The 20,621-nt window shown below is 70.6% G+C and carries 15 protein-coding genes; 1 reads left to right on the forward strand and 14 read right to left on the reverse strand.

The annotated features are described in order from the left end of the window. Positions 1-4: 4 nt before the first annotated feature. The gene (locus tag ACWF9G_RS27960; protein ID WP_452518953.1) at positions 5-2,947 is read right to left on the reverse strand and encodes an AAA family ATPase; all 2,943 of its coding nucleotides are present in this window, start codon (positions 2,945-2,947) and stop codon (positions 5-7) included. A gap of 168 nt (positions 2,948-3,115) precedes the next feature. Between ACWF9G_RS27960 and ACWF9G_RS27965 the strand changes: the two genes are divergently transcribed. Further along, on the forward strand, positions 3,116-3,661 hold the full coding sequence (locus tag ACWF9G_RS27965; RefSeq protein WP_452518955.1) for an LppU/SCO3897 family protein: 546 nt from the start codon (positions 3,116-3,118) through the stop codon (positions 3,659-3,661). Between the two features lie 59 nt (positions 3,662-3,720). Here the strand turns inward: ACWF9G_RS27965 and ftsZ are convergent, their stop codons facing one another. From ftsZ to mraZ, 13 genes are all read right to left on the reverse strand, one after another. Continuing rightward, positions 3,721-4,977 carry a cell division protein FtsZ gene (gene ftsZ, locus ACWF9G_RS27970; protein WP_379310882.1) on the reverse strand — a complete coding sequence of 419 codons (1,257 nt, stop codon included), beginning with the start codon at positions 4,975-4,977 and terminating at the stop codon, positions 3,721-3,723. A gap of 160 nt (positions 4,978-5,137) precedes the next feature. Continuing rightward, entirely contained in the window at positions 5,138-5,815 is a 678-nt protein-coding gene (locus ACWF9G_RS27975) for a cell division protein FtsQ/DivIB (RefSeq protein WP_379310881.1), read from the reverse strand. Between the two features lie 8 nt (positions 5,816-5,823). Further along, a complete protein-coding gene (gene murC / locus ACWF9G_RS27980; protein ID WP_379310880.1) occupies positions 5,824-7,326 on the reverse strand; it encodes a UDP-N-acetylmuramate--L-alanine ligase in 1,503 nt (500 codons plus the stop codon). Further along, positions 7,323-8,438 carry an undecaprenyldiphospho-muramoylpentapeptide beta-N-acetylglucosaminyltransferase gene (murG, locus tag ACWF9G_RS27985; RefSeq protein ID WP_379310879.1) on the reverse strand — a complete coding sequence of 372 codons (1,116 nt, stop codon included), beginning with the start codon at positions 8,436-8,438 and terminating at the stop codon, positions 7,323-7,325. Before murG ends, murC begins: the two co-directional genes overlap by 4 nt. After that, the gene (gene ftsW / locus ACWF9G_RS27990; RefSeq protein WP_379310878.1) at positions 8,435-9,928 is read right to left on the reverse strand and encodes a putative lipid II flippase FtsW; all 1,494 of its coding nucleotides are present in this window, start codon (positions 9,926-9,928) and stop codon (positions 8,435-8,437) included. Before ftsW ends, murG begins: the two co-directional genes overlap by 4 nt. After that, a complete protein-coding gene (gene murD / locus ACWF9G_RS27995) occupies positions 9,925-11,361 on the reverse strand; it encodes a UDP-N-acetylmuramoyl-L-alanine--D-glutamate ligase (RefSeq protein ID WP_379310883.1) in 1,437 nt (478 codons plus the stop codon). The genes ftsW and murD overlap by 4 nt, the downstream gene beginning before the upstream one ends. Positions 11,362-11,411: 50 nt before the next feature. Further along, positions 11,412-12,488, reverse strand: coding sequence for a phospho-N-acetylmuramoyl-pentapeptide-transferase (gene mraY, locus ACWF9G_RS28000; protein ID WP_378847208.1), 1,077 nt, complete (start codon positions 12,486-12,488; stop codon positions 11,412-11,414). Continuing rightward, positions 12,485-13,978 carry a UDP-N-acetylmuramoyl-tripeptide--D-alanyl-D-alanine ligase gene (locus ACWF9G_RS28005; RefSeq protein WP_452518957.1) on the reverse strand — a complete coding sequence of 498 codons (1,494 nt, stop codon included), beginning with the start codon at positions 13,976-13,978 and terminating at the stop codon, positions 12,485-12,487. The genes mraY and ACWF9G_RS28005 overlap by 4 nt, the downstream gene beginning before the upstream one ends. Beyond that, entirely contained in the window at positions 13,975-15,567 is a 1,593-nt protein-coding gene (locus ACWF9G_RS28010; protein WP_452518959.1) for a UDP-N-acetylmuramoyl-L-alanyl-D-glutamate--2,6-diaminopimelate ligase, read from the reverse strand. The genes ACWF9G_RS28005 and ACWF9G_RS28010 overlap by 4 nt, the downstream gene beginning before the upstream one ends. 103 nt (positions 15,568-15,670) lie before the next feature. After that, positions 15,671-17,554 (reverse strand): peptidoglycan D,D-transpeptidase FtsI family protein, encoded by a 1,884-nt coding sequence (locus ACWF9G_RS28015; protein ID WP_452518960.1) that lies wholly within the window; start codon positions 17,552-17,554, stop codon positions 15,671-15,673. After that, on the reverse strand, positions 17,551-18,603 hold the full coding sequence (locus tag ACWF9G_RS28020; RefSeq protein ID WP_452518962.1) for a hypothetical protein: 1,053 nt from the start codon (positions 18,601-18,603) through the stop codon (positions 17,551-17,553). The genes ACWF9G_RS28015 and ACWF9G_RS28020 overlap by 4 nt, the downstream gene beginning before the upstream one ends. Continuing rightward, positions 18,600-19,598, reverse strand: coding sequence for a 16S rRNA (cytosine(1402)-N(4))-methyltransferase RsmH (rsmH, locus tag ACWF9G_RS28025; protein WP_379089330.1), 999 nt, complete (start codon positions 19,596-19,598; stop codon positions 18,600-18,602). Before rsmH ends, ACWF9G_RS28020 begins: the two co-directional genes overlap by 4 nt. A 219-nt stretch (positions 19,599-19,817) precedes the next feature. After that, entirely contained in the window at positions 19,818-20,249 is a 432-nt protein-coding gene (gene mraZ, locus ACWF9G_RS28030) for a division/cell wall cluster transcriptional repressor MraZ (RefSeq protein ID WP_189033740.1), read from the reverse strand. Positions 20,250-20,621 lie beyond the last annotated feature (372 nt).

Here is a 20,621-nt window from a genome sequence, read left to right on the forward strand (position 1 = left end):
TCGGTCAACCTCGGTGCGTGGACACCGGTTCGTCGAGTTCGTCGAGCTTGCGCGCGATGCCGGCGCGGCTGGTCAGACCGAGCTTGCGCAGGACGCGGCCGAGGTGGTCTTCGACGGTGCGTGGACTCAGGTAGAGGTGGGCGGCGATGTCCTTGTTCGCGTGGCCCTTGGCCGCCAGTTCGGCGACTTCGCGTTCGCGTCTGGTCAGGCTGGTCGCGGCGACCGGCTGACTGCCTGCCAAGCTGCGCTGTGCTGTCGTCGTCTCGGCCAGCAGCCGCTGTGCGCCCGCGGCGGCGAACACCGCGCGCGCCGCGGCGAATCGGCTCGTGGCCAGGCCGAAGTCGCCACGGCGGCCCGCGACGATGCCCGCGACCAGTTCGGCTTGCGCCCGGTTCACCACCATCCCGGCCCTGGTGAACGCGGCCATCGCCGCCTCGGCCGATGCGGCTGCCGTATCCAGGTCACCGACGGCGGCGGCATAGTCGGCTCTGGCCAGCGCCGCCGCCCCGATCTGGCTGCCCAGACCCCCGGTGTGGGAGGGAGTGGTGCCCGTAGCGTCGTGCGTTGGATCCGCTGGGGCGGAAACACCCTCCGTGGCAACGACTTCGCGGGCATCGGAAGCCGCGGATTGGGTGTGCGCAGCGGCTTCCGCTCGGGTGACCAGGGCGGCGGCCATCCTCAGGTCGCCGTCGGCGACGGCGGCGTGGGCGGCGCGGGCCAGGTGGGTCGGGTGCAGTGGGCCGGGGCGGGTGCCGAGCGGCGGGATGCTCGGGTCCGGAGCGTCGGGGATCGGGAGATTGGGCGCCTGGACGGCCTGCGGCGGGAGGCCGAGAGTGCGGGCGGTTTCGGCGAGGGTGGTGTCGACGACCTGGCGCCACCAGCGCATGACGGGACGTGGGAGGGCGGCGACGGCGTGCCACTGGGTGGTGGCCGTGTCGGTGGGGGCGGTGAGTTGCAGGGTGCGGAGCTTGACCGCGCCGGCGAAGGCGAGCAGGTCGGGGTAGTAGAAGGTGGTCGCGGCGTCGGTGGCGTCGTCGGCGGCGGTGATCGCGGCGTCGAGGCGGCCGAGTTTGGCCAGGGAGTAGGCGCGGACGGTCTGGAGTTCGGCGAGGGCGTAGCTGCGGCCGAAGCGGTGGCTGACCCGGATGGCGCGGTCGAGATGGACGAGGCCGTCGCGATCGTGGTCGAGGAAGTACGCGCACCAGCCCAGGGCGGGGATCGCGTGGACGACCTCGCGGAACCCGGCATCGGTCAGGTTCTCGAAGGCCTGGTGACACCGGGGGTAGAGGTCGGCCGCGGTCCGGATCTGGCCGTCGGCGACGAAGCCGAGGCAGCGCAGTGCGGTCGCGGCGGCACGGACCGCCGGGTCCTCGATCTCGGCGGATCCGAACAGGGCGTTGAGTCGGGCGTGGCCCTCGGCATCCTGGTGATCCTGCAATTCCAGGATGGCCAGTTCCAGCTGGACCGGACCGTCGCCGACGCGACGGGGCAGGGTCGCGGCCGTCGCGAGCAGGGTCCTGGCGTGATCGACCCGGCCGAGCATGCGGGCGCACCGGGCAGACAGCAGCAGCGCTTCCAGCTGGTGCGGGCCCGGTTTCGCGGCGGCCGGGTCGAGCGCTTCGGCCGCGCGCTCGGCCGCGCCCGCCAGCAACAGCGCCCGGCCCAGGGCCACCGCGTCGGCGAGTGGGTCGGTAGCCGACGGGGCGATCCGGTGCGCGAGCGCGAGCCAGCGCGCAGCCGACGCCGGTGCGTCGGCGAGCACTTGCTCGGCGGCCGAGCGCAGTTCGGCACCGGCAACCTCGTCACGGCCGAGCAGGGCGTGCTCGAGCTGCCCCGCACGCGCGGGCATCGGCGCGTCGCGGGTACGCAGGGCCAGTGCGGCGCGGCGGTGGGCCAGCGCCAGCCAGCCCTGCCCGGCCAGTCGATAGGCGGCCGTGCGGATCAGCGGATGAACGAAGGTCACCGCACCGTCGCTCGCGCCGACCACACCACGTGCGACCAGCCTGTCGAGCGCATCAGCCACCGTTGCCGCGGGAAGATCCACTGTTGTGCACAACAGTTCGAGGTCGGGGGGCACCCCGCACACCGCGAGTGCTTGCGCGACCGACCGTTCGATGCCGGACAGCTGCGCCAGTTCGGCGCGGATCGTCCGGTCCAGCGCCGCATAGTCGTTCGACGCGGGATCGGGGTTCTCGCCGCGCAGCGCCCGGTCCAGTTCCTGGTCGGGCAGCTCGGCCAGGAGCGACAAATACAGCGGATTGCCATGGGACGCGCTGAGCAGCCGGGCACGCCGCCGCGGGTTCTCCGCCGGTAGCAGCCCGTCCACATCGGCTTCGCTGAACGGCGGCACCTGGATATGCGCCGAGTGGACGCGTGGCACCCGCAGCAGCCGGGTGATCGAGGCCGGGCAGCCGCCCTCGCGGAATGCGAGAAGCAACCGGAAGCCCGCAGGACGATTCCGGATCAGAAAGGCCAGCAGCCGAACCGATTCGGCATCGGACCACTGCACGTCGTCGACAACGAGCAGCGTCTCGACGACGCCGAGGGCACGACGCATCCGGCGGGCGAAGGCCGCATCGGCAAGGACGTCCGCTCCGGACACTCCGATCTCCGCCTCTTCGACCGGTGCCACGGGCCCGCCCAACCCGACGCCCGATCCCACGGCCTCGTCTGCGCCGGGGTCGAAACCCCCAGCAGCCACACCGGAGTCGGTGAGCTGTTCGACGAGATCGTCGGCGAGGTAGCGCGGTTGGGTTCGCGCGTCCTCGGCACCGGTGACCGAGAACACCCGGCACGGCGCGAACTGGGCGAACTGGGCGACCAAGCGGGACTTGCCGATCCCGGCGGGTCCTTCCACCAGCAACAGCCAGGGGGCATCGGGCGCGGCGAAGGTCGCGGTCAGCGCGGACAGTTCAGCGGCCCGGCCGACGAATGCGCGTTCGAGCACGCGTGCACCCCTCTCAAACCGGATCGACCCGGACTGAGCCTAACCCGGGCCACCGGCGGGCAAATGCCGTGGTTTCCCGGATGCTCCGGGCACGGGCGTGGGGTTGGGTGGGCGAGGCCGATCACCGCCGAAGGGTCCGCGGTGAGGTTCTCCAGAAAGAAGGTTCGCATGACGTTCACCGGCAAGGGAATGGTTTCGCGGTTCGCGCTGGCACTGCTCGCGGTCACGGCACTCGGTGCCGCGGGCTGCTCGGCCGTGGACAAGGTCACCGAGGTGGCCCAGGACGCGGGCAAGTCCGACACCGCCCGCTCGAAGGTCGGTGACTGCATCAACGTGATCTCCGCGTCGGCGGTCGACTCCGACACCGAGCCGGTGGCCTGCTCGGCCGAGAACGCCGTGTACCAGGTCGTGCAGGTGCACGACAAGAAGGTCGACTGCCACGAGGACTACACCTCCTACGAGGAGACCTTCGGCAACGGCGGCACCATCGCGTTCCTGTGTCTGGCGCCGAACTTCAAGCAGGGCAGCTGCTACAACGAGGGCATGATGACCGGCTACAAGTTCGTGCCGTGCACCGCCGCCGACGCCAGCTTCAAGGTCGTGTCCCGGATCGACGGTCAGGTCGACGAGCAGCTGTGCGGCGAGGACGCCGACTCGGTGCTCGTGGTCAACGACCCGAAGATCACCTACTGCCTCGGCAGCGCCAAGAGCTGACCCCACACAGACGAAAGCGCCCGGACTCCACGGAGTCCGGGCGCTTCTCGTCGAGCTGCCTATCGACGCATGAAGATCGGCACTTCGATGTCGTCGTCATCGTCGCCGTCTTCGCGCTGATCGGGGTTGTTCACCTGGTTCATCGCCCGCTCGGTGACCCGCTGACGCTCGGACTCCCGGTACCGCTCGGTATCCCGGTAGCTCGGCGCGCTGGTGCGGCCGGTGGACACCCCGCTGGTGGCGGGTTCGGTGGCGCGTGCAGGCGCCTCGCTGCGCGCCTGGCCGACCTCGCCCGCCCGGCCGGAACCGATCGGGTTGGTCCCGTTGCGCGTGGAGCTGACGTTGGTCTCGAACGACCGCCGCGACGGTCCGCCACCGTCGAAGCCCGCCGCGATCACGGTGACGCGCACCTCGTCGCCGAGCGAATCGTCGATGACGGTACCGAAGATGATGTTGGCCTCGATGTGGGCCGCCTCCTGCACCAGCGAGGCCGCCTCGTTGATCTCGAACAGACCGAGATCGGAGCCGCCCGCGATGGAGAGCAGCACGCCGTGCGCGCCGTCCATCGACGCCTCGAGCAGCGGCGAATTGATCGCCGTCTCGGCCGCTTTCACCGAGCGGCCCTCGCCGCGCGCCGAGCCGATGCCCATCAGTGCCGAGCCGGCGCCCGACATGACGCTCTTGACGTCGGCGAAGTCGACATTGATCAGACCAGGGGTGGTGATCAGGTCGGTGATGCCCTGCACACCGTTGAGGAGCACCTCGTCGGCGGAGCGGAACGCGTCCATCAGGCTCACCGCCGCGTCGCCCAGCTGCAGCAGCCGGTCGTTCGGGATGACGATGAGGGTGTCGCACGACTCGCGAAGCAGGTTGATACCCACCTCGGCCTGGTTCCCACGCCGTTTGCCCTCGAAGGAGAACGGCCGGGTCACGACACCTATGGTCAGCGCGCCCAGCTTGCGGGCGATGCTGGCGACGACGGGGGCGCCACCGGTGCCGGTGCCACCACCCTCACCCGCGGTGACGAAGACCATGTCGGCGCCCTTGAGCACCTCTTCGATCTCGTCCTTGTGGTCTTCGGCGGCCTTGCGGCCGACTTCCGGGTCGGCGCCTGCGCCGAGGCCGCGAGTCAGCTCGCGGCCGACATCGAGTTTGACGTCGGCATCGCTCATCAGCAGGGCTTGGGCGTCGGTATTGACCGCGATGAACTCGACTCCCTTGAGTCCCTGTTCGATCATTCGGTTGACGGCGTTCACGCCGCCGCCGCCGATACCGACGACCTTGATCACTGCAAGGTAGTTGTGCGGGGGCGTCATGGGCTCTCGCCTTCCTTCGATCTTAAACCCTCAACCTCAACCATAGGGTTGGCGTTATGTCAAGTATCCGACTGCTGCGGAACGCTATTCGCAGCCACTGCGATCCCGGCGCAGGCGCGCCGAGACGAGAGCCAGAATCTTGTGCCACAAAGAATGTCGCTCACTTTACCGTGACCAGATTCGGACTCGACACGTCGAACACGGTCCCCTCACGGGTCAGCAGCGGCAACACGACGGCAGCTTTGCGCTCGCCGTCGCCCGTGCCGCCCCACACTACCTTCCTACCGTCACGAAGGTTCAGTGAGACGTCCGAAATCGACCGTGCGACAACCTCACCCACCTGCGCCGACAGCGCGGGCGGCAGCGTGACCAGCACATCGACAGCAGCCTTGGCCGCCGCGGGCCCCGTGAAGGAGCCCTCGGTGATCAACTTCGGCACCCCGATCGGTGACGCGGCCTCGATCGCGAATTCGACACTCTCGGCGTCGATCAGGTGCGCGCCGTCCGGTGATTCGATGTACAGCACCGGTGTTCGTTCCACCACTGTCACCAGCACGGTGGACGGGAATTTGCGCTGCACCCGGACCGACCGCACCTTCGGGATAGCGGCGACCCGCTGGGCGATCGCGGTGGTATCGATGCGCAACATCGAACGGCCGTCCGGGATTTCGAGCCGCCCGCGAACCTCCGCCTGCGATACCGCCGCCAAACCGTCGACACGCACGGTGCGCACCGACAGCACGGGCGTGAACCAGGCCAGGACGACGAGCCCCGTCACCACGAGAAGACCGACCACCGTCCAGATCCGGTAGCCGTGCCACCCGCGCGCGGCGGGCATCGGCAATCTCACCGGCCGGCCTGTTGGGGCCGCGCCCGCAGGCCGTCGAGGATCTGGCTGCCGAGCATGGTCACATCGCCCGCGCCCATGGTGATCACCACGTCGCCGGGCTGAGCCAGCGCGGCGACCTGCCTGCCCACCTTCGACATATCCGGTTGGTAGTGCACGGGACTGGTCACCGCCTGGGCCACCAGCGCGCCGTTGACGCCGGGCAGCGGCTCCTCGCGCGCGCCGTAGACATCGAGCACGACCACCTCGTCGGCCAGGCTCAGCGCGGTGCCGAACTCGGTGGCGAAGGTGGCGGTGCGGCTGTACAGATGCGGCTGGAACACCACGATCACCTGGCCGCGACGGGTGCGGGCGCCGTCGCGCGCCTCCTGGGCGACGAGCTGGGCCGCGGCCTCGAGCACGGCGCGCACCTCGGTGGGGTGGTGGGCGTAGTCGTCGAAGACACGCACGCCGTTCTCGCGGCCGGTGAACTGGAACCGGCGGTGCACGCCACCGAAACCTTCCAGTCCCTGGACGATCTCGTCGACATCGGCGCCGGTGGCCCTGGCGGCCAGCAGGGCGGCCAGCGCGTTGAGCGCCATGTGCCTGCCCGGCACCGACAGCCGCACCGTGCGCGGGGTGGTCTCCCCCGCCAGCTGGAACTCGACGATGCCGCCGACATCGCGCGGCTGCCAGTCGATCAGCCGCGCGCCGACCGTCACCGGGGCGTCGGTCAGGTCGCCGGAGCCGTAGCCGAGGACCTCGACGCCGCGCTCGGCCAGCCGGGGCGCGACGCGATGGGCCAGTGCCAGCGAGCCGGGATCGTCCAGGCACACCACCAGCAGGCCGCCGGAGGCGAGCCGGTCGGCGAAGTCGTCGAACACCTGGATGTAGGCCTCGTCGGTGCCGAAGAAGTCGAGGTGATCGGACTCGATATTGGTGACCACGGCGACGTCCGGGTCGTATTGCAGCAGTGAGCCGTCGGACTCGTCGGCCTCGGCGACGAAGATGTCGCCGCTGCCGTGGTGGGCGTTGGTGCCAGCCTCGTTGAGCTCACCGCCGACCGCGAACGACGGATCGGCGCCGCAGTGCTGCAGCGACACGATCAGCATCGAGGTGGTCGAAGTCTTGCCGTGGGTGCCCGAGACCAGCAGCGTCTTGTGCCCGCGCATCAGCGCGGCGAGCACGGTCGGGCGCAGCAGCACCGGGATGTGGCGCCGGTTCGCCTCGACCAGTTCGGGATTGGTCTTCGGGATGGCGGCGTAGGTGGTGACGACGACCGTCGGGCCGCCGGGCAGCAGGTCGAGCGCGTCGGCGTCGTGGCCGATGCGGACCTGCGCGCCGCGCGCCCGCAGCGACAGCACGCCGCGGCTCTCGCGGGCATCCGACCCGGACACCGCGCCACCGCGCGACAGCAGAATCCGGGCGATGCCGGACATGCCCGCGCCGCCGATGCCGACCATGTGCACCCGTTCGAGCTCGGGCGGCAGCCCGGTGCCGGCGTCCTCACTGATCCCGCTCATCGGGCAACCTCGGTGACGATCCTGGCCACCGTGTCGGCAGCGTCGCGATGGCCTGCGCCTGCCGCGGCGCGGCTCATCTCGGCGAGTCGAGCAGGGTCGAGCAGCAGCGGAATCACCTCATCGATCACGTATTTCGGGGTCAGGTCGGCGTCGGCGACAATTCTGCCACCTCCCTGGGCGACCACGGGCCTGGCATTGAACTCCTGCTCGCCGTTGCCGTGCGGCAGCGGCACGTAGAACGCGGGCAGCCCGACCGCCGACACCTCGGCCACGGTCATCGCGCCGGAGCGGCACACCACCGCGTCGGCGGCCGCGTAGGCCAGGTCCATCCGGGACAGGTACGGCACCGCGACGTAGGGCGCGTCCGCGTCGGCGGTGCTCACCTCGACACTGTTCTTGGGTCCGTGCGCGTGCAGCACCGAGATCCCGGCGGCGGCCAGCTGCGGCGCGGCGCCGGAGACGGCCTCGTTGAGACTGCGCGCGCCCTGTGAACCGCCGAACACCAACAGGACCGGGCCCTCGGCGGGCAGGCCGAAGTGGGCGCGGGCCTGCGCGCGCAGTGCCGGACGGTCCAGTCCGGTGATGGAGTCGCGGACCGGGATCCCGACGACCTGCGCGTTCGCCAGTCCGGAATCGGGAACGGCGGCAAGCACCTTCGCGGCCAGCCTGGCGCCGACCTTGTTCGCGATACCCGCCTTGGCGTTGGCCTCGTGCACCACGACCGGAACGGCGCGCTTGCGGCCGAACAGTCCGCCGCGCGCGGCGAGGTAGGCGGGCAGGGCGACGTACCCGCCGAAGCCGATGATCACGTCGGCCTGCACCTCGTCGATGACGGCCCTGGTCCGCTTCACCGAGGCGCGCACCCGGCCGGGCAGGCGCAGCAGGTCGGCCGACGGCTTGCGCGGCAACGGCACCGGCGGGATCAGCTCGAGCGGGTACCCGCGTTCGGGGACGAGCTTGGTCTCGAGACCGCGCTCGGTCCCCAGGGCGGTCACCCGGATCGAATCGTCGAGCTTGCGCAGCGCGTCGGCGACGGCCAACGCGGGTTCGATATGGCCGGCCGTGCCGCCGCCTGCGACGATCACCGACAACCCGGTGCGCGGGTGACTCACCTGGATCTACCTCGTTCTTTCGCGTGTGGCATCGGATAGGTCGGTTCCCATGCTCTGGTCGACCGTAGCGAATTGGTGCCGCGGCTCTGCGGCGTGCGTCGCCTGCGCTCGGCGGGCGGCTGACGGCGGGGCGCCTGGCGTGGGCGTTCGGCTTTGCCGCGCGCGGCGGACTTGCGCGGCGTATCGGCCCTGGCCGGGGTATACACCTCGGGGATCGGCAGGCGCAGCAGCCGGCTGAGCCTGCCGTCCTGGCCTGCCTGCAACGCCGACACCGCTTCCGGTTCGTGCCGGGCGGCGCTGGCGATGATGCCGAACATGAACAGCGTGATCGCCAGCGACGAACCACCCGCCGACACCAGCGGCAGCTGCAGTCCGGTCACCGGGAGCAACCCGACGACATAGCCGATGTTGATCAGCGCCTGCGCGGTGATCCAGGTGGTGGCGGTGGCGGTGAGCAGGCGCAGGAACGGGTCGACGGAGCGCAGCGCGATCCGGATCCCGGCGTAGACGAACATCGCCAGCAGCGCCAGCACCGCCATACATCCCAGGAAGCCGAGTTCCTCGCCGATGATGGCGAAGATGAAGTCGTTGTGCGAGTTGGGCAGGTAGCTCCACTTGGCGCGGCTCTGCCCGAGCCCGCGGCCGAGGATGCCGCCGTCGGCGAGGGAGTACTTGGCTTGGCGCGCCTGATAATTGACGCCCTGCGGGTCGTCGCCGGGGTTGAAGAACGCGCGCACCCGGTCGGAGCGATAGCCGGCCGACAGCGCCAGCACCGACGCGACGACCACCCCGCTGACCATGATCCCGACGAACAACCGCACCGGCAGCCCGCCGAACCACAGCAGCGCCATCAGCACGACGCCCAGCGCGATCGTGGTCGACAGGTTCGGTTCGAGCACCACCAGCAGGCACACCAGCAGCCCGGCGGGCACCAGCGGCACCAGGATGTCCTTGAGGTGGGCGCCGCGCCGCGAGGCCAGCAGATGCGCACCCCACACCACCAGCGTCACCTTGACGACCTCGGACGGCTGGATGGACAGCGGGCCGATGTCGAACCAGCGCCGGGCGCCACCGTGGACGGCGCCGATGCCGGGGATCAGCACCAGCACCAGCGCCAGCACCGAGATGCTGAAGATCGGGAACGACCACTGCCGCAGCAACCGCAGCGGCAGCCGCAGCGCGATGTAGAACGCGACAGCGCCCAGGGCGGCGAACATGGCCTGCTGGATGAACAGCGAGTAGGCCGACCCACCGCCTGCGTAGGCCTCGACACTCGACGCCGACAGCACCATGACCAGGCCGAGCACAGTGAGCAGGGTCGCGATGGTGACGATCAGATGAAAGGACGCGAGCGGACGGGCCAACCAGGCGCCGAAGCGCTCCCCCGCCCATCCCGGCTGTGTCGAACTCCGTCTGCCCCGGCGCCCTACGTGGTTACGCAAGCTGCCTCCTCCGGGCGCTGACGGGTCAGCCGGGCGCGTCTGTGTCATAGCGCCCGCCCGATGTCACCGTCTTCCAGTGCCGTGACCGCGTCCACGAAGCAGCGTCCGCGGTGGGTGTAGTCGTCGTACATGTCCAGGGAGGCACCAGCGGGAGCGAGCAACACGGTGTCTCCGGCGCGGGCCAGGCCCGCCGCCGCGCGGACCGCGCGGCCCATGACCGCCTCGGCACGCTGGGATCTCGACGACTCCATGTCTGCATCGTCTCCCGCATCCAGCTCGATGACAGGGACTTCGGGTGCGTGTCGCGCCAATGCGGCGGCGATCACCGGCGCGTCGGCCCCGAACAGGACCGCGCCGACCAGCCGGTCGCCCACTTCCTCGATGAGGTCGTCGACGCTCGCGCCCTTGAGCAGACCGCCCGCCACCCACACCACGTGCGGGTACGCCATGATCGCGGCGCGCGCGGCGTGCGGGTTGGTGGCCTTGGAGTCGTCGATGAACTCGACACCGCCCAGTTCGCGCACGAACGCGGTGCGGTGCGGGCCCACCTTGTGCTCGGCGAGGCCTTCCTTGACGAACTGCGGCGCCACGTCGATCGCCCTGGTCAGCGCGGAGGCGGCGAGGGCATCGGCGATGCCTGCCGGGCCCTGCGGGCTGATGTCGGAGGTCTCGGCGAGAATCGCGGCCTTGGTGAACGCGCGATCAAGCAGCTTGCCGTCGACCACGCCCAGCTCGCCGTCGGCGGGCACGCCGATCCGGAAGCCGACCGTGCGCCGCGCCTTGGCCTTGCGGGCCAGCGAGCCCGCGACCGGATCGTCGAGGCCGACGACACCGACCCGGCCGGTCAGCGCACGGGCCTTGGCCGCGGCGTAGGCGTCGAGGCCGCCGTGCCAGTCGAGGTGGTCCTCGGCGACATTGAGCACCACGCCCGCCTCCGGGCGCACCGACGGCGCCCAGTGCAGCTGGAACGAGGACAGCTCGACGGCGAGCACCTGCGGACCCGGGTTGCGGCGCAGCGCGTCCAGGATGGGCAGGCCGATATTGCCGCAGGCCACGCTGGCGATGCCCGCGGCGCGCAGGATCGAGTGCGTCATCTGGGTGGTGGTGGTCTTGCCGTTGGTGCCGGTGATCACCAGCCACTTGCGGACCGGACCGTAGATCCTGGCCTGATCGACCCACCAGGCGAACTCGACGTCACCCCAGACCGGGATGCCCTCGGTGACGGCGGAGACCAGCACCGGCGAGTCCGGCCGCCAGCCCGGGCTGGTGATGACCAGCGCGAACCGGCTCAGGTCGGCACGTTCCAGCTCGACGCTGGTGGCGACCTCCAGACCCAGTTCGGCGGCCTCGGCCAGTGCCTTGGCGCCGGAGTCGGTGACCACCGGGTGCGCGCCGATATCGCGCAGCGGTTCGATCAGCGAGCGCCCGGAGACGCCCCAGCCTGCGACGAGAACGTCACGGCCACGCAGGAATTCGAGCATGGGGCCCGGCGAGCGGAGGGCACGGGGAGAGTGTTCGACCATGTTCGTCCTCACCCGACCTGCGAGAGATATTCGCTGTAGAACAGCCCGAGACCCACGGCGGCGGCGATGCCGGCCAGGATCCAGAATCTGATGATCACCGTTGTTTCGGCCCACTTGCTCAATTCGAAGTGGTGATGGAACGGCGCCATCTTGAACAACCGGTTGCGGGTGGTGCGGTACACCGCCACCTGCAGCACCACCGACGCCGCCTCGGCGACGAACAGCGCGCCGATGACGACCATCAGCAGCTCGGTGCGGGTGGTGATGGACAGCCCGGCGAGCATGCCGCCCAGCGCCAGCGACCCGGTGTCACCCATGAAGATCTTGGCCGGCGCGGCGTTCCACCACAGGAAGCCGATGCACGCGGCGGCCGCGGCGGCGCATACCAGCGCCAGGTCCAGCGGGTCGCGCACGTTGTAGCAACCGGCTTCGGGCGCGGTGGAGCACGCGTTGCGGTACTGCCAGAACGTGATGATCACGTAGGCGCCCAGCACCAGGCTCATCGAACCGGCGGCCAGGCCGTCCAGACCGTCGGTCAGGTTGACCGCGTTGGACCAGGCCACCACGAGCAGGCAGACCAGGATGACGAACACGATCGCGCCCAGCGACACCGTCGAGATGTCCCGCACATAGGAGATGTGCTTGCTGCCCGGGGTGAGCCCGCTCTCGCCGCGGAACTGGAGCACCAGCACGGCGAAGATGACGGCGGCACCGATCTGGCCGATGTACTTGCCCGCCGCCGACAACCCGAGGTTGCGCTGTTTGCGCAGCTTGATGAAGTCGTCGAGGAAACCGACGACGCCCAGCGCGGTGGTGAGCCCGAGCACGAGCATGCCCGAGGCCGTCGGGCCCTCGGCGTCGTAGCCGATGCCGATCAGATGCGAGCCGAGGTAACCGGCCCACATGCCGATCAGGATGGCGACGCCACCCATGGTCGGGGTGCCGCGCTTGGCCTGGTGGCTGGCCGGGCCGTCGACCCGGATCTCCTGGCCGAAGCCCTGTCTGGCGAAGACCCGGATCAGCAACGGCGTCAACAGGATCGACACCGCCAGTGCGATCCCCGCCGCGAACAAAATCTGCCTCATCGAGCCGTGTTACCTTCCCCTGCCCTGGTCAGGTGCTCGGCGACGGCCCACAGGCCGACCGCCTTCGACGCCTTGACCAGTACCACATCGCCGGTGGCGATCTCGTCGTCGAGCAGCGCGATCGCCGCGTCGATATCGGGTACGAGGACCGACTCCTCGCCCCATGAGCCTTCCATCACCGCACCCTGGTGCATCCCCCGGGATGGCCGTCCGGTGCCGACCACGATCAACCGGTCGACATCCAGGCGTACCGCCAGGCGTCCGATCGCGTCGTGTTCGATCACCGAGTCGTCCCCGAGTTCGCCCATCTCGCCGAGCACGGCCCAGCTGCGGCGTGGCTCGTCGCCCGCCTTGGCCAGGGTGACCAGCGCTTTGAGCGCGGCCCGCACCGAATCGGGATTGGCGTTGTAGGAGTCGTTGATGACGGTGACCCCGTCGGCCGTGGTGCGCACGTCCATCCGGCGCGCCGAGGCGGCGCCTGCGCCCGCCAGCGCCTGCGCGATCGTCGCCAGGTCGGCGCCGCATTCCAGCGCGACGGCGGCCGCGGCCAGCGCGTTGCCGACGTGGTGCTCGCCGTGCACGGCCAGCTGCACCGGCACGGACTGCCCGCCCGCGTGCAGGGTGAACCGGGCACGAGCCTGCTCGTCGGTGACCACGTCGGTGGCGCGCACGTCGGCGTCACCGGACAGGCCGACCTTCACCACGCGGGCCTCGGTCCGCGACGCCATGGCGGCGACATTCGGGTCGTCGGCGTTGAGCACGGCGAGCCCGTCGGCGGGCAGCGCTTCGACCAGTTCGCCCTTGGTCTTGGCGATCGCCTCGCGACTGCCGAACTCACCCAGGTGCGCGGTGCCGACATTGAGCACGACGCCGATGCGCGGCGGCGCGATGCGGGCGAGCGCGGCGATGTGGCCGGGGCCGCGGGCCGAGAGCTCGAGCGCGAGGAACTTGGTGTCCAGGCCGGCGCGCAACGCGGTCCACGGGTGACCGAGTTCGTTGTTGAACGAGCCCGGCGGCGCGACGACCGGACCCAGTGGCGCCAGCACGGCGGCCAGCAGGTCCTTGGTCGAGGTCTTGCCGGAGGACCCGGTGACGCCGACGACGGTGAGTCCGGTGCGTTCAGCGAGCCGCTGGGTGCTCGCCCTGGCCAGCTCGGCCAGCGCAGCCAGCACGGCGGCGCCGGAGCCGTCGTCGTCGTTGCTCAGCGCGACCGAGGTCGCCGGCACCGAGCCGCGGTCGGGCGCGACGACGATCGCGGGCACGCCGACCGGCCGCGCCGCCAGCACGGCGACCGCGCCCGCGGCGACCGCGGCGGCGGCGTAGTCGTGTCCGTCGGAGTTGGCGCCCGGCAGCGCGAGGAACAGATCGCCGGAACCGATTCGGCGCGAATCGAATTCGACCGAACCGGTCACCAGTGCCTGAGGGTCGGGTACGTCGTGCAGCTCGCCGCCGACGACGTCCGCGATCTCCCGCAGTGTCATCTCGATCATGAAACCGTCAAGTCCTCCGAGTCCGTCTGCGGACTGTGTCGTGTCTGCAGGGTTTCCAGCGCCGCCGCGACCACCTCGCGGTCGTCGAAGGGATGCTTGACGCCCTGGATCTCCTGACCCGCCTCGTGGCCCTTGCCCGCGATGAGCACCACGTCGCCGGAACGCGCCCAGGCGATGGCAGCGGCGATGGCCGCCGCGCGGTCACCGATCTCGCGGATCTCGCCGCGGTCGGTGGCCGGGAGTTCGTGCGCACCGGCCACCACGGCGGCCCTGATGGCCGCCGGGTCCTCGGTGCGGGGATTGTCGTCGGTGACGATCAGCAGGTCGGCACCGCGTGCCGCCGCCGCGCCCATCAGCGGGCGCTTGGCCGCGTCGCGGTCGCCACCGGCGCCGACGACGACGGCCAGCCTGCCGTGCCCGGCCTCGGTGAGGTGACCGCGCAGGGTGGCGACGACCGATTCGACAGCGGCGGGCTTGTGCGCGTAGTCGACGACGGCGAGGAAGTCCTGGCCGCGCTCGACCCGCTGCATCCGGCCCGGCACGTCGACGGTGGCCAGCGCGGGCGCGGCCACTGCCGGATCGACACCGGCGGCCGCGCAGGTCGCGACGGCGAGCAGCGCGTTGGCGACGTTGTAGCGGCCGGGCAGCCGCAGCCGCACGGTGAGCTCGCCGTCGGGTCCGGCCGCGGTGAACTCCTGCGCACCACCGGTGGCCTGCACGTCACCGGCGACCTGCCAGGTGGCCTGGCCGACGGTCGACACCGTGATCGGCGCGGTCAGCTCACCGGCGAGGCGCGTGCCCCACTCGTCGTCGACACAGATCACCGCGGTGCGCGCGGCGATCGGCGAATCCGCTTCGAAGAGTTTGCGTTTCGCGGCGAAGTAGTCCTCGAAGTCGGCGTGGAAGTCGAGGTGGTCCTGCGACAGATTGGTGAATGCGCCGACCGCGAACCGCACGCCGTCGACCCGGCCGAGCGCCAGCGCGTGGCTGGAGACCTCCATCACGACCGCCTGCACGCCCTGCTCGACCATCGCGGCGAACATCGCGTGCAGCTGCGGGGCTTCGGGCGTGGTGAGCGCGCTGGGCACCCGCCTGCCGCCGATGCGGGTTTCGATGGTGCCGATCAGGCCGGTGGACAGGCCCGCCGCGGCGAGGCCCGCTTCCACCAGGTACGAGGTGGTGGTCTTGCCGGAGGTGCCGGTGATGCCGACGATGCGCAGCCGGTCGCTCGGGTGGCCGTAGACCTCGGCGGAGAGTTCACCGAGGACGGCGCGCGGCTGCTCGCGCACGAGGACGGGCACGGCGACGTCGCCGATCAGGGCGGCACCCGCGGCATCGGTGTACACCGCCACCGCGCCGCGATCGATCGCGTCGGCGGCGAACCGCGCTCCGTGGGAATTGGCGCCGGGCAGGGCGGCGAACAGGTCACCGGAGCGCACGGCGCTGGACCGTTGCTCGATGCCGGTGACGATCGTTTCGGTGGTCACCGGAGTCGCCACCGTGGCGCCGGTGAGGTCCAGCAGGGCCTGCAGCGACGTCGACGGCGGCGTGTTCGGCCGGAGCGCGTGCGGGCTGGACTGCGCGGGCACAAGGCTCCTCTCTGAGAGTGATCGAGCGCGTGGGCGAGACGAGCAGTCAGGTTACCGACGCGCGGTGTCGGACGGACAACGCGGGTTGTGCCAAGGCGAAGAGTTAGAGCCCGGCCTCCAGCACCAGCCGCTTGGGCTCCGGCGAGGGTGGCACCCGGTCGCGCTGCAACGCCCAGGAGGCGATGGTGTGGAACAGCGGCGCGGCCGACCCGCCGCCGGTGCCGTCGGAGCTGCGGACCGGCGCGTCGAGCATCATGCCGATCACGTAGCGGGGGTTGTCGGCGGGCGCCATCCCGGCGAAGGTGATGTAGAACGACGAGGTCGAGTAGCACCGGCAGCCAGGGTCCACCTTCTGCGCGGTGCCGGTCTTGCCCGCCACCTGGTAGCCCTCGATCGCGGCCTGCACGCCCGTGCCCATCTGGTAGCCCATCGGGTCCTTCTGCACCGTCGCCTGGAAGATGGTGCGCAGCGTGCTCGCGGTCTGCGGGCTCACCACGCGCACGCCGTCGGGCTGCAGTTCCTCGGTGCGGGTGCCGTCGGGGGCGATCCTGGCCTTGACGATGCGCGGCGGTATGCGCAGACCGTCGTTGGCGATGGCCTGGTACATGCCGGTCATCTGCAGCGTCGTCATCGAAAGACCCTGGCCGATGGGCAAGTTCGCGAAGGTACCGCCGGACCACTGGTCACGCGCGGGCACCTGGCCAGGGCTCTCACCCGGCAGGCCGATCCCGGTGCGCTTGCCGAGGCCGAAGCGGTCGACCATGTCGGCGAAGCGGTCCTCGCCCACCCGCTGCGCGAGCATGAGAGTGCCCACGTTGGAGGACTTCCCGAAGATGCCGGTGGTCGTGTACGGCGCGGTGCTGTGCTGCCACGCGTCGTTGACGGTGACGCCCGACATCCGGATCGAGCCGGGCACCTGCAGTACCTCGTCGGGGGTGGTCAGGCCGTATTCGATGGCGGCCGCGGCGGTGACGATCTTGTTCACCGAGCCGGGCTCGAACGGTTCGGCGACCGACGGGTTGCTCATGTCGGCCGAGGCCCAATGCTGTGGTCCCAGTGCGGGATTGAAGGTGTTGTCGTTGGCCATGGCCAGCACCTGACCGGTCTTGGCGTCGAGCACCACCGCCGAGGCCGAGGACGCGCCGGACAGCTGTTTGGCCTGCTGTACCTGCTGCTGGACGAAATACTGCATGTCCTCGTCGAGCGTCAGTTCCACACCGTAGCCGTTGACCGCGGGCTGCTGGTCGCGGTAGCTGCCCGGGATCACCGCGCCGTCGGAGCCGCGGTCGTAGGTGCGCGAACCGTCGGTGCCCGCGAGCACCGAGTCCAGCGCGGACTCCAGGCCGATCTGACCGTGCCCGTCCCAGCCGGTCGCGCCGACCACATTGGCCGCCAGCGCCCCACCTGGGTATTCGCGCAGGTCCTGGCGTTCCTGGCCGACCTCGGGGTACTTGGCGATGATCTCCGAGGCCACCCGTGGATCGACATTGCGCGCGAGGTAGGTGAACGTCTTGTCGCTGCGCAGTTTGTCCAGCAGCTCTTCTTCCTTGGGCGCTGCCGCACCGAGCTTGTCGTGGACGAATTTCGCGATGTCCTTCAGCCGCTGCTCCGGATCGGGCGCGCTCGACTTGGTCTTCTTGGCGTCGGCCAGTTGCTGACGCACCCGGACCGGCTGGAAGGTCAGCGCTTTCGCGGTGATGGTGAAGGCGAGCCGGTTGCCGTTGCGGTCGGTGATCGGGCCGCGCACGGCGGCCTCGGTCTCCTTGGTGGTGCGCTGCGACGCCGCCTGCGCCGAGAGCGCGGGCGCGGCGATGCTCTGGATGTAGAGCAGCTGCAACGCCACCACCGCCAGCGTGGCCAGCAGGGTGACCCGGCCGACGCCGAGGCGCAACCGGATCGGCCGGTCCGGCGAGAGCGAGCCCGATCGGCGGGCCCTCGACGAGACCGGCCCGCGTCGCCGTGGCGACGCGGGCCCGCTCTGCCTCATCGACCGCCCTCCGGGGCGACGATCTGCGGCGCCTCACTCGGTGGCCGGGCCGCGGGACTCGGTAGCCCGGCCGCGACTCCTGGTGCGGGCGGCGGCGTGTCGGCCTGCGCGCTCTGCTCGGCGGGGGCGGTGACGTCGACCCGGTCGGGCACGGTCACCGGCGCGGGGGCGGCCTGCGCGGGCGCCTGGCCGTCCACCGGCGCTCGACCGGCCGCGGGTGCCATCGGCGCCGGAGCTTGGCCGTCCGCGGGAGCGAGCGGCGCGGGAGCTTGACCGTCCGCGGCCTGATCGGGCGCTACCGCTTCGACCGGAGCCGGGGCGAGCGGCGCGGGCGCCGGTGCCGCCGCGGGCTGGGGCGAGACTGCGGGCGCCTGAGCCGGAGCGCCTGCGGCGGGACCCGATGCGGGGGCACCACCTTGGCCGGCGGGCGCGGCGAGGGCATTCCCCGGCCCTGCCGGACTCGGGAGCGTGGCGCCCGGCTGCACCGGAACCACCCGCTCACCCTGTGCCTGCACGTGTCCAGGGGGCGGACCGCTGGGTGTCGTGGTCGGCGGGCTGTTCAGCGGCGGTGCCGGCGCGCCCTGCGCGGGCGTCGGCGTGCCGATGACGGTGACCTCCCCACCGGGACCGAGTACCAGGCGGGCCGGGTCCTTGGCGGGGATCATGCCCAGCTCTCTGGCGCGCGCCGCCAATTCGGGGGCGGAGTCGGCGGCGGCGACCTCGCGCTGCAGCGCGGCCCGCTCGTCGGCGAGTTTGCGGTTGACCGCCCTGGCGTCGCCGAGCTGGTAGCTGTCCTCGGCGGCGCGGGTGGTCAGCAGCAGGGTGAGGGCGAGGCCGCAGCCGAGCAGTCCGATGATGGCGGTGACGAACGGGATCCGCCCGGCCATCGTGGATGCCTGTTCGGGCAGCTCGATGCCGTCGAGCAGTTGCTCCCTGGTGCGCTTGCGCGCGTAGGCCCGCTGTGCGGCACCGGACTTCACCCGATCGGCCGCCTCGACGCGACGGGCCGTACGCCCCGGCACTGCGACGGTGCTCGTCCGCACGCTCATCGTGTCCCCTCCTGTGTCCTCCCTGACCTCTCCGCGATCCGTTCCGCCGCGCGCATCCGCACCGGCGCTGATCGCGGGTTGACCTCGATCTCGGACTCGGTCGCTTTCTCCGCACCCCGGGTCAGCATCCGGAATTCCGGTCCCATGCCGGGCAGTTCGACCGGCAGGTCCATCGGTGATCTGGACACGATGCGTGGCGCGAACTCCTGCTTGACCAGCCTGTCCTCCAGCGACTGGTACGACATGACGCAGATCCGCCCGCCGACGCGCAGCGAATCCAGGGCCGCGGGCAGCGCGGCGCGCAGCGAGTCGAGCTCGCCGTTGACCTCCACCCGCAGGGCCTGGAACGTGCGCTTGGCCGGATGACCACCGGTGCGCCGCGCCGCCGCCGGGATGGTGTCGTAGAGCAGCTCGACCAGCTCGGCGCTGGTGGTGAACGGCTTGACCGCGCGCCTGCGCAGCACCTCGGAGGCGATCTTGCCCGCGAACCGTTCGTCGCCATAGGTTTTCAGCACCCTGGCCAGGTCGCCGTGGCTGTAGGTGTTGAGCACGTCGGCGGCGGTCGGGCCGGTGGTCGGGTCCATCCGCATGTCCAGCGGGGCGTCGACGGAGTAGGCGAAACCGCGATCGGCCTCGTCGAGCTGCATCGACGACACCCCGAGGTCCATCAGAATCGCTGACACGGAACCGATCTCGGGCAGCCCGGCCTCGCTCAGCGCGTCGGCGATCCCGTCGTAGCGGGTGTGCACGAGGGTGATCCGGTCGGCGTAGGGCGCGAGCCGCTCGCCTGCCAGTTTCAGCGCGGTGGTGTCACGGTCGAGCCCGACCAGGTGCGCGTTCGGATAGGTGCGCAAGAAATGTTCGGCGTGCCCGCCCAGGCCGAGGGTCGCGTCGATGTAGACCGCGCCCGGTTCGCTCAGCGCGGGGCCGAGCAGTTCGTCGGCGCGTTGGAGCAGGACCGGCACATGACGGGGGTTCTCGGTGTCATGGTTCACCTCGACCTCCCGGGATACTGCCTCGCGTCGCAGACGGGTCGCCTTGCCACACAGTGCTTTTCGAATGAGATTGCGGTCTGAATGAAGCTGCTCCACCGCCCTTGCGATGGAACCGGCGAATGCGTCGAGGTCTCTGACCGAGGCGCGGCACCTGGCGTCGGGGAAGTACGTCAGGGTCCACGCCCGGGCAGAGGCCTCGCAGCACTCGCGTGCTCCGGGCTAGAAGATCCCGCCCAGCGACTCGTCTCTGGCTTGCGCGTAGTCCTCCTCGTGCTCGGCGAGGTAGGACTCCCACGCCTGCTTGTCCCATATCTCGAGGAAGTCGACGGAACCGATCACCACGCAATCGCGCGTGAGATTCGCATAGCGTCGATGGTCCGGCGACAGCGTGATCCGGCCCTGTGCATCCGGACGTTGCTCGTCGGTGCCCGCCGCCAGCGCTCGGACGAAAGCCCTTGCCTGCGGGTTGCTTCGAGACGCTGCCGCGGCCCGCCGCGCGAGCGCGGTGAACTCGTCTTTCGGATACACGGCCAGGCTGTGGTCTTGACCTTTCGTGACCATCAACCCTCCCGCCAGATCGTCTCGGAACTTCGCAGGCAACGTCAGTCGCCCTTTGTCGTCCAATCGGGGGGTGTAGGTACCGAGAAACATCTCGGCCACCTCCCTACTGGATCACCTCGCCGTACGGCCTCTCCTGTAGTGCGCGACCCACATTACCCCACTTTCCCCCACTTTCAATCGAAACCCCGGGTGATCCTGCTCCCCGCCAACGCAATTCCGCAGGTCATGTCAGCTATCACCGAGATTCGGGGTTATCGCGTGTTCGGGCAACCCGCGCGGGTCGGCAACCTGCGGTTCCGACAACGTTCAGCAAACATCGCAGGTGCGACCGGCATCGGCGCGCGCCGGACGCCCGCGCGGGGGCGGGGTGGGGAACGGTGAGGAAGGTGGGGGAACCACCCTGAACACAGGTCCGACGGGCGGCCGGACCCGAAGACGGACGAAGGCGGCGCCGCACCCCAT

Source organism: Nocardia sp. NPDC055029 (genome assembly GCF_053608525.1).

What these genes read in the sequence shown, in the direction of transcription:
- ftsZ (WP_379310882.1), bottom strand. Translation starts at nt 4,977, where the DNA reads ATGACGCCCCCGCACAACTACCTTGCAGTGATCAAGGTCGTCGGTATC.
- mraZ (WP_189033740.1), bottom strand. Translation starts at nt 20,249, where the DNA reads ATGTTTCTCGGTACCTACACCCCCCGATTGGACGACAAAGGGCGACTG.
- ACWF9G_RS27975 (WP_379310881.1), bottom strand. Translation starts at nt 5,815, where the DNA reads ATGCCCGCCGCGCGCGGGTGGCACGGCTACCGGATCTGGACGGTGGTC.
- ACWF9G_RS28005 (WP_452518957.1), bottom strand. Translation starts at nt 13,978, where the DNA reads ATGATCGAGATGACACTGCGGGAGATCGCGGACGTCGTCGGCGGCGAG.
- ACWF9G_RS28015 (WP_452518960.1), bottom strand. Translation starts at nt 17,554, where the DNA reads ATGAGGCAGAGCGGGCCCGCGTCGCCACGGCGACGCGGGCCGGTCTCG.
- mraY (WP_378847208.1), bottom strand. Translation starts at nt 12,488, where the DNA reads ATGAGGCAGATTTTGTTCGCGGCGGGGATCGCACTGGCGGTGTCGATC.
- murD (WP_379310883.1), bottom strand. Translation starts at nt 11,361, where the DNA reads ATGCTCGAATTCCTGCGTGGCCGTGACGTTCTCGTCGCAGGCTGGGGC.
- ACWF9G_RS27965 (WP_452518955.1), top strand. Translation starts at nt 3,116, where the DNA reads ATGACGTTCACCGGCAAGGGAATGGTTTCGCGGTTCGCGCTGGCACTG.
- ACWF9G_RS28020 (WP_452518962.1), bottom strand. Translation starts at nt 18,603, where the DNA reads ATGAGCGTGCGGACGAGCACCGTCGCAGTGCCGGGGCGTACGGCCCGT.
- murC (WP_379310880.1), bottom strand. Translation starts at nt 7,326, where the DNA reads ATGAGCGGGATCAGTGAGGACGCCGGCACCGGGCTGCCGCCCGAGCTC.
- ftsW (WP_379310878.1), bottom strand. Translation starts at nt 9,928, where the DNA reads ATGACACAGACGCGCCCGGCTGACCCGTCAGCGCCCGGAGGAGGCAGC.